Here is a 16245-nt window from a genome sequence, read left to right as displayed (position 1 = left end):
AGACGAATAAAAAGTCGAATGAAAATTTGAATAGAAAATAGAATAGGAATTTAGCTCATGATTGAATGGATTATTTCAATATTATTATTAATTGGTGGGTCTTTTGTACTGGTTGGCTCTATTGGCTTAGTAAAAATGCCTGATTTTTTTATGCGCCTTCATGGCCCAACTAAAGCGACTACTCTTGGCATGGCGTCCTTGTTAACTGCCGCTATGGTCTTTTTTAGTACCACACAGGCAGGGTTGAGTGTAAAAGAAATACTTATCTCGCTTTTTCTATTGCTAACAGCACCGATCAGCGGTTATATGATGATTAAATCGGCCATTCATCATAAGCTGGATAGTATAGAACGCACTAAAGGCAAAGATAACATCGAAGATGATTGTTAGTGCTATATAAATGTTTTAAGTAGCTAAATGAAAAGCTAATTTATCTTTGAATATAAAAAATCCCTAACATTTAATTGTTAGGGATTTTTGTTAGTGGTTAATGTTAACCAGAGTCATTATCAAATAAAGCTTAGAAGTTAACAGTTACTTCATTTGAGCAAGCTGATGTTGCATCACATATTTGGTAAATGAATTGGTTGCCATCTATGCGACGTTCACGGTCACGATATATACCTGCATTTTCAACGGTATCAATTTTTATACCATTGCGGAAGATATCAACCATATCAGCTGAAGTACCGTCCCAAGTAATATCAACGCGTAATCGACCTAAACGAGATTTATATGCACGCTTAACTGCCGCTTCTATCGTTGTTGATGACACACCTACCATCATCGTTTCGCTACTGCTTAAACCTTCTGCATCCGTTACGGTAAGGGTAACTTCATAATTACCAGTTGCTGAGAAAGCATGTACAGGGTTTTGTTCACTCGACATTGTACCGTCGCCAAAGCTCCAGTCCCAGCTGACCATGTCGTCATTTCTATCAGAGCTGTTATCAGTAAATGTTGCTGTTAATTGCTCCGCCTCATAACTAAAGCTAACGTCTGGTGCACTTGGCAATGCTTCACCAATACCTGTAATGGTAATTGCCCAGTTGTTTAATGAGCCACTATCACCGGCGGCATTATCAGTAACACTTAATATCCAGTCGCCTGTGGCTACTTCGCCATTGAACGCTGCTGAGCTAAATGTACTATCGATGTTATCGCTGCTGCCACCTGATCCACTGTGTAATGCTGCTGAGGTACCTGTAGGAGAAGTTAACATTACGGTTAAATCACCTATCCAAGTGTGGGTGATATTTACGTAAATGTCAGAGGCAAAGACGGTAATATCATCGGCAATGTTAATGGTTGAAGTAATACCTGTATTATCGTTATCAGGGATATTAACAACAGTGTCATTAGAGTAAGTAAACTCATTTAAACCTTGAGGGTTAACCATTAAACGTACGGTAGATTCTTTAACTAAATCATCACTAGTTCCTGTTACCGTAAAGGTATATTCGCCCCATTGTGTTTCCGCCGTGGTTGGTACAGTTAGTTCAAATGTTGTACCTGGCGCTGCGGTATCTGTTGACAGTGCCGCTCCACCTAAAGAGTCAACTAATGTTAATCCTACTTGTCCATTCCAGTCTGCTATTGAGCCGACATTAAAACTATAAGTCGCCATTTCACCGGCAACAACAGTGCTTGAGGTTGGTGTTGGCGTAAGGGTGAATCCTGGCGTTGGATCAGCATTGTCTAGGGCATTTTTAACGTTTAAGCGTTTACCTGATGCTGTTTTTCCAGCAAGGGCGGCGTTGTCATCACCTGAGCTCATCAATAGTTCTTTCATTTCAATAGCGCTTAGTTCAGGGTTCACTGACCATGCTAATGCAGCAGCGCCGGTAACGTGCGGTGTAGCCATTGAGGTACCTGAATATGTCGCATAACCACCACCGGGTACTGTCGATAAAATGTCTGAGCCTGGAGCACCTAGGTCAACCGTAGTTAAGCCCCATTGTGAAAAACTAGACATACTGTCCGTGTGAGTTGTACTCGCTACAGACAATACCGAGTCATGTGGGTAGCCTGAAGGGTAGCTTGCTTGTGCATCATTGTCAGAAGCACTGTTACCTGCAGCTGCAACAAATAGAATATTAGCTTGTTCAGATGAAGTAATTGCGTCAGAAAGTGCTTGGCTAAAACCACCGCCGCCCCAACTATTGTTAGTTGCACGAACATTTACGCCATTGTTTTTTAAATCAACAAAGTAATCAATACAAGTTAATGCATCAGAAAGGCTACCAGAGCCAGATGAATCAAGGAATTTACAACCGATAATTGAAACGTTGTGGTTAACACCAACAACACCTAAACCATTGTTGCCCGTTGCTCCTATCGTACCGGAAACATGACTACCGTGTCCTTGATCATCCATAGGATCGCCAATACCGGTAATAGCATTGATACCATGAATATCATCGATAAAACCATTGCCATCATTATCAATACCGTCGCCAGGTATTTCTGCCGAGTTAGTCCAGATGTTTGCCATTAAATCAGGGTGAGTGTGATCAACACCAGTATCAATAACACCAACAATGACATCATGACTACCTGTTGAAATATCCCATGCTTCAGGTGCATCGATATCAGCATCATCAAGACCACCGGTTTGGCCTGTGTTGTTCATGCCCCAAAGAGCTGAGAAACTGCTATCGTCAGGTGTCAGACTTGCACTGACAATATAATCAGGTTCAGCATATAAAATAGCTGGATTTTTGTTAAGTTTTTCAAGGGCACTTTTAACTGAAATACTGTCGAGGGTGAATTTAGCTATGCGACCGTTTTTCAAGTTTCGATATTTATCATCAATTTCATCATTATTTAAATCAGAAATTTTAGCGCTAACAATGCTACGCGCAGCGCGTCGGTCAAGTTTAGAAGCCCCATCTTTGTATACAACAATTATAGAGTCTGCTTTATAGGTTGGCTTTTGCATTGAACTTAGCTCTATTGATGCATTCGCCAATACAGGTATTAACGCTAATGTTAGCGCTGATAATTTTGCTTTCATTTTTTGCTCCATTTTTCATTAAATATTATGTTTAAATTATTTTCAGCCTAGTCATTACTACTAGGATAAATTCCTTTATTTTAACTTTTCTACTTACTATGGATTTACGCAACGCATCTACTTTAATCACAAAAACAGGGAGATAACTATAGAAAGGTAATAAACACGACTTTTTCATGACTTAAAGTTGTTTTTTTTATGTTTTTTACTACTTTTTTACTACTTTTTTATATAGGTGATTAGAGTGTCTTAACTAGTCCTTTTTTATTACTTTTTGATCGGTAATTATGTTGTACATCCTTTGTTTTTTATTATTTCTTTGTTTTAAAACAAATTTATTGAATACAAAAATAGGGTGATTTCTATTGTTAAGAAAATATTGTAGAGTTTTTAATGCAACGTACTAAAGTTAATTGTTCTTATTTTTGGGTTTTGTAGGTTTGTTTATCTAATCTATATGAAATGCTTGTTTTTGATTGTTTAGTGCTTCAAGTAAACCCAAGTTATGCCGAGAGGTAATAGTTAAATTAGATGTTACTTATCTATATAAGTACATTTAGCGAAATAAGATAGATAAGGACTTTATCGTTAAAGAACAGTACAAAATCATTTTAATCATGCTACTTGTTTTTTAATAATAACGATGAGTTATTGTTTTGAAAAATACTATGGAAATACTACAACATCACTAGCAGCTAAGACGAAGAACTGCTTATTCATTAATAATAATCTTTGTGGGTTAATTGTTTACTCACATAAAACAAGAAAATAGGGATATATTGTGAAAATTAATAAATCAATAGTCACTTGTGCTGTACTTATTGCACTGGGCCTAAATCAAACTGCTTTCGCGGCTGAAGAAACGAAAGTAGAAAAAGCTGAAGTTGTTATTCAATCAGATCTGATGGTCAATGCTTTAGGTAATGTGATTTTGTTGTCACAAACTTCTAGCGACGGGGCTACTTTAGGTAATGAAACGTCTATTTTCCAAGACGGTGATGTAAACGGCACAGGCTTTACTGTCATAGGTGAAGGTAATGTTGCGGAAATTATACAAGTTGGTGCTAACAACATAGCCGTTGGTACATATACAGGTAACAATAATTTATTGTACGTTGAACAAGATGGTGAAATTAACGAAACTGAAAATAACGTTACAGGTGATGAAAACAGTGTTGAAGTGACTCAGCTAGGTACGGGGTATTTAGGCTTTGGTAATCGTGCTATCAATGAAATAGCAGGTAACGGTAATGAAGTTGTTATCGATCAAGGTGAAGGCGGTCATTGGGCAATTAACTCAGAAATAACGGGTGCTAATAATACTATTGAAATTGTCCAAGATGGTGAATGGAATGAGAGCTACTTAACGAGTATTGCCGGTGACGACAATGCTATTGAAGTGACTCAAGATGGTTTTTGGAGTGTTACAACTATCTCTTCGATTGAAGGTGATGGCAATGAGTTATCGATTGAGCAAGAAGGTGATCGGAATATGATTACTATCGATTCAATTGAGGGCGATGAAAATGAAATTTCTATCGACCAAGAAGGTAACAATAACATCGTTGAGTCTGCGATATATACAGGGATGTCTAACTCCGTTGATGTGATGCAAAACGGTAATGGTAACAGTGCTAGCTTTGATGCTATTGGTGATGAAAATGACTTTAATTTCATCCAGGTAGGCGATAGCAACATTAGTTATATTGCCACTATTGGTATGAATAACGAATATAGCTCTGTGCAAGTCGGTGACTTAAACGAAAGTCATGTGATCAATTTTAATGGTGATGATAACGACATTGACGTGATGCAGTCAGGCTCTGAAAATGTTGTTGTAGTGCAAGCTTCAGCTGAGAATAATGAGTTACTTACCAGCGAAAATGATATTGAAATCTCTCAAACAGGTTTTGCTAATGACGCTGTAGTTATGTTAAGTACGATTATTGATAGTAATGCAAATACCATTGATATTGCTCAAACAGGTGAACTGAACTCGTTAGATATTTTAGTTGAAGGTAGCAATCATCAAATTGGTATCGAGCAAATAGGAGATGAAAACTTAATCACTGGTGAGGGTGGTGAAACTATGCTTATTGGTGGTAACAATATCGAATTTAATATAAGCCAAATAGGTAATGGCAATATTGTTGAGGGCTCATTTATCAGTGATTCTGGTGTAGTTTCTATTACCCAACTGGGTGATTGGAATACTGCAGTAATCGTGCAGCAGTAATTTCTTTAGAGACAATTGAATAAGGGGCTTACGGCCCCTTTTTATCTATCATAATATGACTAAATATATCCGTATATGGCTGGTAACACTTGCCATGCTATTTACTATTTTATCTCATGCTAATAACGAAGTCGAAATTGGTGGTTTGCTGCTTGATAATACCAAGAGCCGTTTAGGTCATGATTTTTATTATGAATTCAGCCAGTTATGGCGAGATATTCCAAATACCCAAGGCATCAATGTTCAAATAATAGAGCAACTAGTACCAAGAGCAGGCACTAGGCTTACATTAAAACTTAATGGACAAGCTATTTATGCTACTCATTTTGGACGCAGGCAAACACCGGTTAAAGAAAAGGTAGAACAAGCGATATTTATATTAATTGATGCTATGAAAAGGTCTCAATATCGCCAAGAGAGTCTTGATATGGCTGGAGATGGTTGGTAGTCATTAATGAAATTATAAAGGTAGTAATAATGAAAAAAATAATTTTAGCGTTAGTTATTAGTATTAGCGTAAGTAGTTATGTATCAGGCTCTGAATTGGTTTATAAACCAGTTAACCCAAGTTTCGGTGGCAGCCCATTAAATGGCAGTTATCTGTTAGGAAAAGCACAAGGGCAAAATAAACATAAGGCGCCGCAAAGTAGAAAAAGCTTTGAGGAAAAAGTATCTGACGCACTTGAACGTGCAACACTTAGCGATATAGTCAGTAAATATAAAGATACGGTATTAGGAGAAAGTGCGGTAATAAATAATGATGAAGATAGCACCTTTATTAGTGGCGATTATCAAATTGATATTTTATCGTCTAATAGTGACAGTATCACCATAGAAGTTACTGACTTATTGACAGATAAAGTGACCATAATTGAAATACCTAAGTTTGGATAACCCCATGAAAATGATTCTAGTAGTCGCATTATTCAGCCTATTGTCGGCTTGTAGTGTTCTTGAGTCTACCAGTCGCCTTATTCCTCCAGATAAGTCTTTAGCGACAAAAATGATGCCATTAGAAAGTTTTAAAGAGCTTAGGGCTTTACCTAAACCTAAAGGTGCAATACCTGTTTCGGTTTACGCTTATCGAGACCAAACAGGACAATATAAACCACAAGCCAATGTTAGTTCGTTTTCTACAGCGGTAACGCAAGGGGCAACGTCTATTTTGATGCAAGCATTAAGCGATTCTGATTGGTTTTTACCGGTTGAACGGGAAGGTTTACAAAACGTATTAACTGAACGAAAAATTACCCGTGCGGCAAACAAAGCCAACAAAGCCACTGAACATATCGAGTTACCGCCACTAACTACCGCGAAAATACTACTTGAGGGTGGTATTATTAGTTATGACTCTAATACTAAAACCGGTGGCTTTGGTGCTGAGTATTTTGGTATTGGCGCTTCTGAACTTTATCGTGAAGATCAAATTACGGTTTATATGCGTGCAGTTGATGTACGTACAGGGCAAGTTTTAGTCTCGGTATCAACAAATAAAAAGGTGTTGAGTCAAGAAGTACGTGCTGGATTTTTCCGTTATGTTAGTTTTAAACGTTTAGCTGAAGTCGAAGGCGGTTTTAGTGATAATGAGCCGATGCATGTTTGTGTGCAACAAGCGATAGAAAAGGCGATCACGGAATTGGTTAAAAAAGGTATTAAGCGAAAAGTTTGGCGCACTAATAGCTAATTTATCTTTAGGCAGTGAATCAAATATAAAAAAGCCAGTGATTAAGTACTGGCTTTTTTATTGCTTAGTTAACCTGAAGTCTGGATAAGCAGCATTTTCTCAATATTATCCAGAGTTCAGATTAGTTAATACTTGCAGCATAACTCTGTGTCCAACTAATCAACTCTATACGATTGCGGGAACTGGTTTTTCGAAAAATACTGTACAAGTGGGTTTTTACTGTATTAGGACTGATATGGAGCTGCTCAGCAATCTCTTGATTTTTTGCCCCACATGATACTAAACCTATAATAGTGTTTTCACGTCGAGTCAGGCTAGGTAGGTTTATCGGGCATTGAAGAGGACGTGCCGAAAGTAAGTTTGAGTTGTGTTTTTTAATAAGTAATTCATTTAATGCGCTGTTCATTGTTTCGCGTTTGAACCATCGCTCATTTTGTTGCAATTTTGTGATGCCTCTCAAAATAATTTCAAGACGCTCATTCAGATAAAAAATGCCTTCAAGCCCTAATAATAACAATTTTTTTTCATCGTATTTATCTTTTTGAGCATTAAAAAAAACAGTGCGTGCGTTATGTACTATTTTCTGTATCGCTAAGGGAATTTCATCACCCCAAGTACAGTTATATAAATCAATAAAAATTAAATTATAACTTTTGCTTTGGGCAATGTCAGGCACTGTTTTATCTACCGTTGTATCAATGTTACAGGTTTGAACTAAGCCAGTAAAATGATGAATGGATGGATGAAAATTTTCTGTGATGATATTATTTTCGCCACCACTTATTAAAAAAAATGCCTTGAGTTTATCTTTATTAATTAAGCGCATACATTATATCTTCCTTGATGATAATTAGTATCTTTTTAAAAACTGACACTACTGTTAATTAATACCATGATACATTGACAATAAGCTATCTATATTTACATAAATATAACATTTAAGAGCATAGCTAATTACGTTAAAGATTTTAGTTGTAAACAAATACATGGTTAGCTCGATGTGGCGTTAATATGATTTGACCTTGAGTATTGAAACCTTTGGCAGTTTCTATAAAAATAGCCAGTGCAAGCACTAAGGGTTTTAGTTAGAATACGTTTTTCATTTTTACCTGCGCTGTGTATGTCATACCAATATCAAGATTTAATTCATATTTTTAATCATACTTTTAGTACCAGTATGAATACTCAGCTGATTAAAGGTAGTGATGAGCCACTCTATGCTCCAAAAAATGAAATATGCAACTATCATCGCATAATTTTTGCTCATGGCTTTTATGCCAGTGCTTTACATGAAGTTGCCCATTGGTGTTTAGCTGGCTCAGCTAGGCGTTTATTGGAAGACTTTGGTTATTGGTATATTCCTGATGGGCGCGACCAGGCACAACAACTTAAATTTGAACAAGTAGAAATAAAGCCACAAGCAATAGAATGGGCGTTTTGTGCTGCGGTAGGAAAAAAGTTTGATGTATCAATAGATAACTTATCAGGCACTGGCACTACTGACCGTGCGGTTTTTAAACAGGCTGTTTATCAACAAGTGGAAGTTTATTTAACTACTGGCTTTCCCAAAGAGGCACAAAAATTTATAACTGCGTTGGCTGATTTTTATCAAACGCCATTACCGCTAGTCCCTCAGCGCTTTACGCTGTAGTAATAAACGGAGATAAGTCATGAACAAATTTAAACTCGGTTTTATAATTAATCCTATTGCGGGAATCGGTGGTAGTGTTGCCCTTAAAGGCAGTGATGGTATGGAAAAGCATGCTTTAGCATTAGGAGCAATACCGCAAGCTAATGCCCGAGCAAAAATGGCTCTTGAAATACTACTACCTTATCAAGATGAAATTGTAATTTATACTGCTAATGATCAAATGGGTGAGCAGTGTGCTCGTGAATTAGGATTCAATGTTGAAGTGTCTTATCAAGCCAAGCAAAAATATACGCTAAGCGATGATAGCAAGTTAGCAGCACAAGCTTTATTGACAAATGGCGTAGATATTATTTTGTTTGCTGGTGGTGATGGTACGGCGCGAGATATTGCTAATATTGTTGCTACTGACGATGAATATCAGCAAGTACCGGTATTAGGCATACCTGCAGGGTGTAAAATTCATTCTGGAGTTTATGCTATTACGCCTAAAGCCGCTGGTCGAATTATTGAATTAATGGTGACTAAAGAGCTTGTTACATTAACTACCGGTGATGTTATGGATATAGACGAAAGCCTCTTTAGACAAGGAATAGTAAAAGCAAAACGGTATAGCGAGATGAAAATCCCCAGTGAATTGCGCTATGTGCAAGCGGTTAAATCAGGCGGTAAAGAAAGTGATGAATTTGTGCTGCAAGATATTGCTGCCAATGTTATCGAAGAAATGAACAATTATGATGAAAGGCAATTTATCATCGGCTCGGGCTCTACGACTGCTTTTTTAATGACAGAATTGAACCTTGATAATACCTTGCTCGGTGTTGATATTGTTAGCGAGCAATCTCTTACAGCAGCAGATGTAACTGAAGAGCAGCTATATAAAGCAATTACTGATTTTCAAGGCATAAGCAAGCTTGTTATTACCTTAATAGGCGGGCAAGGGCATGTTTTTGGTCGTGGTAATCAGCAATTAAGCCCCCGTGTCATTCGTACTATTTTAGCGCAGCCAGGTGGCTGCGATAATATAATGATTATTGCCACAAAAGCTAAATTATCGGCTTTGGAAAATAAGCCCTTAATTAGCGATACCGGTGATAGCGAGCTAGATCAGCAGCTTGCCGGATTTATGCCGATAACAACAGGCTATAAAGACCAAGTCCTTTACCCACTTGCTAGCCCACAATAATATTTTAAAAACTAACTTAACATTTTCAAAGTGATTTATATGCCAGCTAATTCAAATACTCCAGCTCAGACGTTAACTAGCGTTGCCGATTTTTATCAATATTTAGATGATTTATTCGAAAAAGATATCGACAGTGATACTCTATTTGCCAGTGGTTATCTACGCGGTTTTTTATCTTTAGTAGCAACCGAATTTGGCGACGAGAACCAAGCTATTTCTGTTGCGCTAATTGATGGGGTTAACCAAAAGATCAGTCAAGCAAAAACAGAACTCTCCCCGCAAGATCATGCCATAGTGACTAACTTTTGGTTGGATACTCAAAAGAAAATAGCTCTATAATTGCCATCTAAATGAAGAAGAGAAAGCTACGCTCAAACTGGGCTCAAACTGGGCTCAAACTGGGCTCAAACTAAGTCAGGCTAAGCTAGCCAGTTTCATTGGCTAGTTTTCTTTTAATTATATCTCTGATGATAAAGCGGTTAGGGCTTAAATTAAATAACATTTGGTTATCCATAGGGTAGGGAATGTTACATAACTCGGCTGTTAAAATATCGGCGGCTAACGGCGCTGAGCACAAACCGCGGGCACCAAGCCCAAGTAATACATAGAGGTTTTCAATGCAGGGTGCAGGCTGAATGTATTTCCAATTTTTATCTTTGGCCAAATGTGGGTAAGCTTTTATATGTTCGCTGATATTGGGCACTGCGCCAACTAAGGGTAGGTGGTCTTGCGACATACAGCGTAACCTTGCTTTACTGGTAGAAATATCTTGTTCTTGCCAATTAATTGTCGCTGATAACTCGGGTAAACACTTATCTAACATAGTTAAATTATAGTTATCATCAGCCTTATTTGGGGTGATATTGGTATCGTTTTTCTGAAAGGTAGCACCTATACAGTGGATGCCTTTATTTTCTGGGGTTAAGTAGCCCTTATGACATATAACGGTAGCTAGCTTATTTATCTTGCTATTTGTGGTCATACTGGTGATTTGACCGCGGGTAGCCGTCAGCGGTAGAGCTTTTAGTTGCTCAATTTCAATCGAATCTGCACCGCCGCAGATGACCAAAACACTGGCGTTAAATTCTCCTTGCTTACTCGATAAACACCATGATGTGCTGCTTTCATCTACAGTGCTAGTAATCTGTCGTATCTTAGTAATATGGGTATCGGTCACTATTGTTAAGCGGTTACTTGTTTTAGCCGCATTAAACATTTTCTTAACTAAGTCTTGCGGTGATATCCAGCCGGCGTTAGGCATAAAAAGTCCACCATAAGGTAATTCTATATTGGCAAGTTCACTGGCTTGTTTAGCATCGACACCATGGATAAGAGCTTTAGGCCAAGTATTCATTTTTTCAAATGTTAATTGTCTATTCGTTAATGCTGCTTTATAAGATACTTCTAATAAACCACACCATTGATGGTCGAATGAATGGCCTTGCTCAGATATTTCTGTATAGAGCGCTTTCGCGCGCCAAAAAGCTTGCTGATAAAAAGCGCTGATATCATCTTTTTGCTGGTGCAATAAAGGATATAAAGCGCCAATAGCATTACTTGAACCACCTTGAGCAAGTGAGGCATCTTTACAATACAAGGTAACTTCTACCCCTTGCTTAGTGAGTGAATATGCTAAGCACGCAGATGCGATACCGCCGCCAATAATAGTGACATGTTTAGGCTTTATAATGGCGGGTCTTAATTGGTAACCTTTATTTGTTAACGGGTTACTTTGCATGACAGCGACAAGCATGATTTGGTGTTTATCGGGTACTAATTGCTGCTCAAGGCGAAAACCGATATCGCCTAGCTGTCTTTTAACAACCTCGGTTACTGTTGGCGTAGTGAGTGTCGCTTGTTCTTTTGACAATCGGCCAATTTGGGTGAATAAATCGTTGCTCCACATGTCAGGATTTTTTTGTGGAGTAAAGCCATCTAGATACCAAGCATCGACTAAGCCCTGTTTTGAGCATTTCAAAGAAGAGTAAGCTAAAGCAGCATCATCAAATATAAGTGTTAAACGCACTTGGCCATTTAAAAACGTTGCTTGAAACTCTTGTTCAAATTGCTCAACAGCACCTTCAGGGTAACTATTGATGAGTGTTAAAGCTAAGTGCTCTAATTGCGGTAATAGGGATAAAGATTGAACTAGCTGCTCTTTTGATAGTGGATATTTTTCAACACTAATGAAATGCAAGGGAGCAAGTGGTGTCGGTGAGGCTAGTTGCGATTTTTGGTACGCCTGTAAGGTTAATAGAAAATTTAAGCCGGTACCAAAGCCGGTTTCAGCTACGGTGAAAGTTTTTTCTGCTGCTTGTAAACGTAGTTTTATGTGACTTTTTTGAATAAAAATAAAATCATTTTGCTGGTAACCAGACTCGCTATCAAAATAAACATCATCAAAACGCTGGCAATAAGGGCTACCATCTTCTAGATAGGATAATATACCGCGGGCATTTGTTTTATCTCGTTTTTTCATGAAAAATTCTTTTGCTTAAATGATGGTTTTAGTGCATGTTTAAGGTTAGTTTACCTTATATGTTTTATCCGATATATTGATATCGAGCAGAAAATAACGATTGTTAAGTTAAAATGTCATAGATAAATTAGAATGGATATCATATTATAGTGTACAAGTGTACGCTGGTTTTTGTTGTGACAAGCAACTAGTACTACCAGTTCAACGGCTATTACGAGTATAATAGCGCAAAATTTTATAATTATAGATGGTTAGTTAAATGAAACGTGTCGTAATAACAGGTCTAGGTATTGTCTCAAGTATTGGTAATAATGCTGATGAAGTACTAGCCTCATTAAAAGCTGGTAAGTCAGGTATCACTCATTCTGAAAGTTTTGCAGAGCAAGGTTTGAAGAGTAATGTTTGGGGTAAGCCAACAGTAGAGATTAAAGATCACATTGACCGTAAAGCAGTACGTTTTATGGGTGATGCGGCAGGTTATGCCTACATTGCTATGGATCAAGCTGTTAAAGATGCCAAGCTTACTGAAGAGCAAATTTCAAATGTTCGTACTGGTATTGTTGCTGGCTCAGGCGGCGCATCATCAGAGAATATTGTTGCTTCAACAGACACTTTACGTAGCCGTGGTATTCGTCGTGTTGGTCCTTATGCGGTACCTAAAACGATGGGCAGTACAGTGTCAGCTTGTTTAGCAACCCCTTTTAAAATTAAAGGTGTTAACTATTCAATTAGTTCTGCTTGTGCAACTAGTGCTCACTGTATTGGTAATGCAATGGAACTTATTCAACTTGGCAAGCAAGATATCGTTTTTGCTGGTGGCGGTGAAGAAGTTCATTGGTCACTTGCTATGATGTTTGATGGCATGGGCGCATTGTCAGCGGGTCGTAATGATACACCTGAACTCGCTTCACGTACTTATGATGCTGACCGTGATGGTTTTGTTATTTCTGGCGGCGGCGGTATGGTTGTTGTAGAAGAATTAGAACATGCACTTGCTCGTGGCGCACATATCTATGCTGAGCTTGTTGGCTACGGTGCAACATCTGATGGTTACGACATGGTAGCGCCAAGTGGCGAAGGCGCAGTGCGCTGTATGCAACAAGCCATGCAAGGTGTTGAAGGTAAAATTGATTACTTAAATACCCATGGCACTTCAACGCCAGTTGGCGATGTTAAAGAGTTAGGCGCTATTCAAGAATTATTTGGTGACGATTCACCAGCGATTAGCGCGACCAAAGCAATGACAGGTCATGCACTTGGCGCTGCAGGTGTTCACGAAGCTATCTATTCAATTTTGATGATGGAAAATAGCTTTGTTGCCCCGTCAATTAATGTTGATAATTTAGATGAAAAAGCACAGGGCCTAGATATTGTTACTGAAAAACGTGATGTTGAATTAGACCTTGTTATGTCTAACAGCTTCGGTTTTGGTGGTACTAATGCCACTTTAGTAATGAAAAAATATAAATAACCTTATCTTGTTCAGTTAGGCAGATGCCTTAGACATAGTTACTAAGTCATGTAAAAAAAACCACATTAAGTAAATACTTAATGTGGTTTTTTAGTTTCAGAAATAGCTAGTACTAGATGAATCTGCTTGTCTTCACCTAGTACTTAATAGTTAAATAAGCGTATAATTACGTCCTTTAATACCTTAAGCAGTTAGTTAGAATCAATGAAAATATATTTTGATGAGAACATGCCCTTTGCCAAAGAGTTTTTTAGTGAACTCTGTCATTTTAATAAAATAACTAATGGTAATGCGAAGGGAGAGTTGGTTCCTTTTTCGGGACGGACATTGTCCGCAGAGCAAGTTGCTGATGCTGATGTGCTATTGGTGCGTTCGATCACTCAGGTTAATGAGCAATTACTTCATTTGAATGAAAAATTATCCTTTGTTGGTAGTGCAACCATTGGCACAGATCATATTGATTTAGACTATTTAGCCAAAAGAAAGATAAGTTTTCATTCAGCACCAGGCTGTAATGCCATTTCAGTTGCTGAATATGTATTAAGTGCTTTAGTGGTTTTAGCTGAGCGTTACCTACTCAACTTATCATCGTTAACCGTAGGTATAGTCGGTGGTGGTAATACTGGCTCTCGTTTAAGTGAAAAATTAACCGCTCTAGGCATAGAATATAAAATATGCGACCCATTACTTGAAGAAAAGCAAGTCGAAGGAAAAGTACAAAATAACAGTACAACAGCAACAGATAAACGCAGTTATGTTTCATTGGCTGAGGTTTTAGCCTGTGATGTGATTTCATTACATGTACCTAAAATTGTTGATGGCAAATATCCAACAAATAAACTCTTAAATGAAGAAAATTTAGCAGAACTTCGTCAGGATCAAATTTTAATCAGTGCTTGCCGAGGCGATGTCATTGATAATCATGCTTTATTGGCCCTTAAACAGTCAGGTCATGGCTTAAAAGTTGTGCTCGATGTTTGGCAAGGTGAACCTGAGGTTCTTGAAGCATTAATTCCTTATACAGAAATAGCCACGGCACACATTGCCGGTTATAGCTTAGAAGGAAAAGCTCGTGGCAGTGAAATGCTCTATCAGGCATTATGTAAACAGTTAAAAATAGCAGTAAAATATAAGCTAAAAAACTTCTTACCGTCGGCAAGTATCCCTGCAATTGAAATTAATCAAGGTTTTAGTCAAATACTACTAAACCAGTTAGTTAAAATGGTTTACGATGTCAGACGAGACGATGCAATATTTCGTCAACAATTATTTGTACAAGGATTTGACAGTTTACGGAAGAATTACCCCGTTCGCAGGGAATTTTCTGCCGTTACGATTACCTTGTCACCCAATGCCAAAAGTGATGTGCCACATCGCTTAGGTTTTAGTAAATCGTCCAACTAGAAGAGAGAGGATCATGGCACAGAAATTTGATGTATGCATACTTGGCGCAACAGGATTAGTTGGTAAAACAATAATGGAAATCTTAGAAGAAAGAGATTTCCCAATTAATAAACTTTACCCATTAGCAAGTGCTCGCTCTGCTGGTGAGATCATTGAGTTCAATGGCGAAAGTATTGAAGTACTTGATGCCGACCATTTTGACTGGAGCCAAGCACAAATTGGTTTCTTTTCAGCCGGTGGTGACATTTCAGCTAAGTTTGCCCCTATAGCGGGTGAAGCTGGTTGTATTGTTATTGATAATACTTCAGAGTTTCGTTATGACGCAGATATTCCTCTTGTTGTGCCTGAAGTAAATCCAGAAGCACTAGCTGATTACCGTAATCGCAATATCATCGCTAATCCTAATTGTTCAACCATTCAAATGATGGTGGCATTAAAGCCTATTTATGATGCTGTGGGTATTAGTCGAGTAAACGTTTGTACCTACCAGTCAGTTTCTGGTGGTGGTAAAGAAGCTATGGATGAATTAGCTAAGCAAACGGCTGCCTTATTAAGTGGTAAGCCAGTGGAGACTAAAAACTTCTCTCGTCAAATCGCCTTTAATGTTATTCCACAAATCGATGTATTCTTAGAAAATGGTTACACCAAAGAAGAAATGAAAATGGTTTGGGAAACGAAAAAGATTTTAGGAGATGAAAATGTACTAGTTAATCCTACTGCAGTTCGTGTTCCTGTATTCTTTGGTCATGGCGAATCGTTGCACATTGAAACTAATTCACCTATTTCAGCTGAAGAAGTTAAAGACTTATTAGAGCAAGCCCCTGGTGTGGTTGTTTGTCGTAATGATGAAGACTTCCCAACTCAAATTGGTGATGCTAGTGGTAAAGACGATACTTACGTTGGTCGTATTCGTGAAGATATCAGCCATAATTGCGGCATAAATATGTGGATTGTTGCCGATAATGTCCGTAAAGGTGCGGCAACAAATAGCGTGCAAATAGCAGAATTATTAGTAAAAGATCATTTAAGCTAGTCTTTGCTGATAAAAGTAAAAAGTTTTAGTACTTAATTTAATAACTAACTTAGTTATTTAAAAACTCGTTAATAACCTTAGCAATAAG

The 16245-nt window shown here is 37.9% G+C and carries 14 protein-coding genes; 11 read left to right on the top strand and 3 right to left on the bottom strand.

Annotated features, from left to right (window positions below; genetic code table 11):
* The first annotated feature begins 57 nt into the window (after positions 1-57).
* Positions 58-390: a Na+/H+ antiporter subunit G gene (locus tag GAB14E_RS16475; RefSeq protein WP_033081320.1), complete on the top strand. Its 333-nt coding sequence runs from the start codon at positions 58-60 to the stop codon at positions 388-390.
* A gap of 130 nt (positions 391-520) precedes the next feature.
* On the opposite strand, the gene GAB14E_RS16480 is transcribed toward GAB14E_RS16475, so the two are convergent.
* Complete coding sequence (locus tag GAB14E_RS16480; RefSeq protein ID WP_033081319.1) at positions 521-3016, bottom strand: S8 family serine peptidase; 2496 nt, start codon at positions 3014-3016, stop codon at positions 521-523.
* Positions 3017-3797: 781 nt separating this feature from the next.
* Here GAB14E_RS16480 and GAB14E_RS16485 point away from each other — a divergent pair.
* From GAB14E_RS16485 to GAB14E_RS16500, 4 genes are read left to right on the top strand one after another with little or no spacing between them, the layout of a single operon-like run.
* Positions 3798-5252, top strand: a complete 1455-nt coding sequence (locus tag GAB14E_RS16485; RefSeq protein WP_033081318.1) for a hypothetical protein — start codon at positions 3798-3800, stop codon at positions 5250-5252.
* A gap of 55 nt (positions 5253-5307) precedes the next feature.
* Positions 5308-5700: a CsgE family curli-type amyloid fiber assembly protein gene (locus GAB14E_RS16490; RefSeq protein ID WP_033081317.1), complete on the top strand. Its 393-nt coding sequence runs from the start codon at positions 5308-5310 to the stop codon at positions 5698-5700.
* Positions 5701-5729: 29 nt separating this feature from the next.
* Positions 5730-6146 (top strand): curli assembly protein CsgF, encoded by a 417-nt coding sequence (locus tag GAB14E_RS16495; RefSeq protein ID WP_033081316.1) that lies wholly within the window; start codon positions 5730-5732, stop codon positions 6144-6146.
* Between the two features lie 4 nt (positions 6147-6150).
* On the top strand, positions 6151-6936 hold the full coding sequence (locus tag GAB14E_RS16500; protein WP_033081315.1) for a CsgG/HfaB family protein: 786 nt from the start codon (positions 6151-6153) through the stop codon (positions 6934-6936).
* Positions 6937-7057: 121 nt separating this feature from the next.
* Here the strand turns inward: GAB14E_RS16500 and GAB14E_RS23940 are convergent, their stop codons facing one another.
* The gene (locus GAB14E_RS23940; protein ID WP_052093511.1) at positions 7058-7762 is read right to left on the bottom strand and encodes a helix-turn-helix transcriptional regulator; all 705 of its coding nucleotides are present in this window, start codon (positions 7760-7762) and stop codon (positions 7058-7060) included.
* A gap of 237 nt (positions 7763-7999) precedes the next feature.
* Between GAB14E_RS23940 and GAB14E_RS16505 the strand changes: the two genes are divergently transcribed.
* The 3 genes from GAB14E_RS16505 to GAB14E_RS16515 are packed head-to-tail and all read left to right on the top strand — an operon-like array spanning position 8000 to position 10109.
* On the top strand, positions 8000-8587 hold the full coding sequence (locus GAB14E_RS16505; RefSeq protein WP_269429101.1) for an elongation factor P hydroxylase: 588 nt from the start codon (positions 8000-8002) through the stop codon (positions 8585-8587).
* A 19-nt stretch (positions 8588-8606) separates the two neighbouring features.
* Positions 8607-9770: an ATP-NAD kinase family protein gene (locus GAB14E_RS16510; RefSeq protein WP_033081313.1), complete on the top strand. Its 1164-nt coding sequence runs from the start codon at positions 8607-8609 to the stop codon at positions 9768-9770.
* A 39-nt stretch (positions 9771-9809) separates the two neighbouring features.
* The gene (locus GAB14E_RS16515; protein ID WP_033081312.1) at positions 9810-10109 is read left to right on the top strand and encodes a YfcL family protein; all 300 of its coding nucleotides are present in this window, start codon (positions 9810-9812) and stop codon (positions 10107-10109) included.
* An 85-nt stretch (positions 10110-10194) separates the two neighbouring features.
* On the opposite strand, the gene mnmC is transcribed toward GAB14E_RS16515, so the two are convergent.
* Entirely contained in the window at positions 10195-12249 is a 2055-nt protein-coding gene (gene mnmC / locus GAB14E_RS16520; protein WP_033081311.1) for a bifunctional tRNA (5-methylaminomethyl-2-thiouridine)(34)-methyltransferase MnmC2/FAD-dependent 5-carboxymethylaminomethyl-2-thiouridine(34) oxidoreductase MnmC1, read from the bottom strand.
* Between the two features lie 259 nt (positions 12250-12508).
* Here mnmC and fabB point away from each other — a divergent pair, with 259 nt between their 5' ends.
* The 3 genes from fabB to GAB14E_RS16535 all read left to right on the top strand — a co-directional run bounded on the left by fabB (position 12509) and on the right by GAB14E_RS16535 (position 16157).
* Positions 12509-13720, top strand: coding sequence for a beta-ketoacyl-ACP synthase I (fabB, locus tag GAB14E_RS16525; RefSeq protein WP_033081310.1), 1212 nt, complete (start codon positions 12509-12511; stop codon positions 13718-13720).
* 204 nt (positions 13721-13924) lie between these two features.
* Positions 13925-15124, top strand: coding sequence for a 4-phosphoerythronate dehydrogenase (locus tag GAB14E_RS16530; RefSeq protein ID WP_033081309.1), 1200 nt, complete (start codon positions 13925-13927; stop codon positions 15122-15124).
* Positions 15125-15137: 13 nt separating this feature from the next.
* Complete coding sequence (locus GAB14E_RS16535) at positions 15138-16157, top strand: aspartate-semialdehyde dehydrogenase (RefSeq protein ID WP_033081308.1); 1020 nt, start codon at positions 15138-15140, stop codon at positions 16155-16157.
* Positions 16158-16245 lie beyond the last annotated feature (88 nt).

Source organism: Colwellia psychrerythraea (assembly GCF_000764185.1).
Lineage (GTDB): Bacteria > Pseudomonadota > Gammaproteobacteria > Enterobacterales > Alteromonadaceae > Colwellia > Colwellia psychrerythraea_B.
This window is presented reverse-complemented; position numbering and strand designations above follow the sequence as displayed.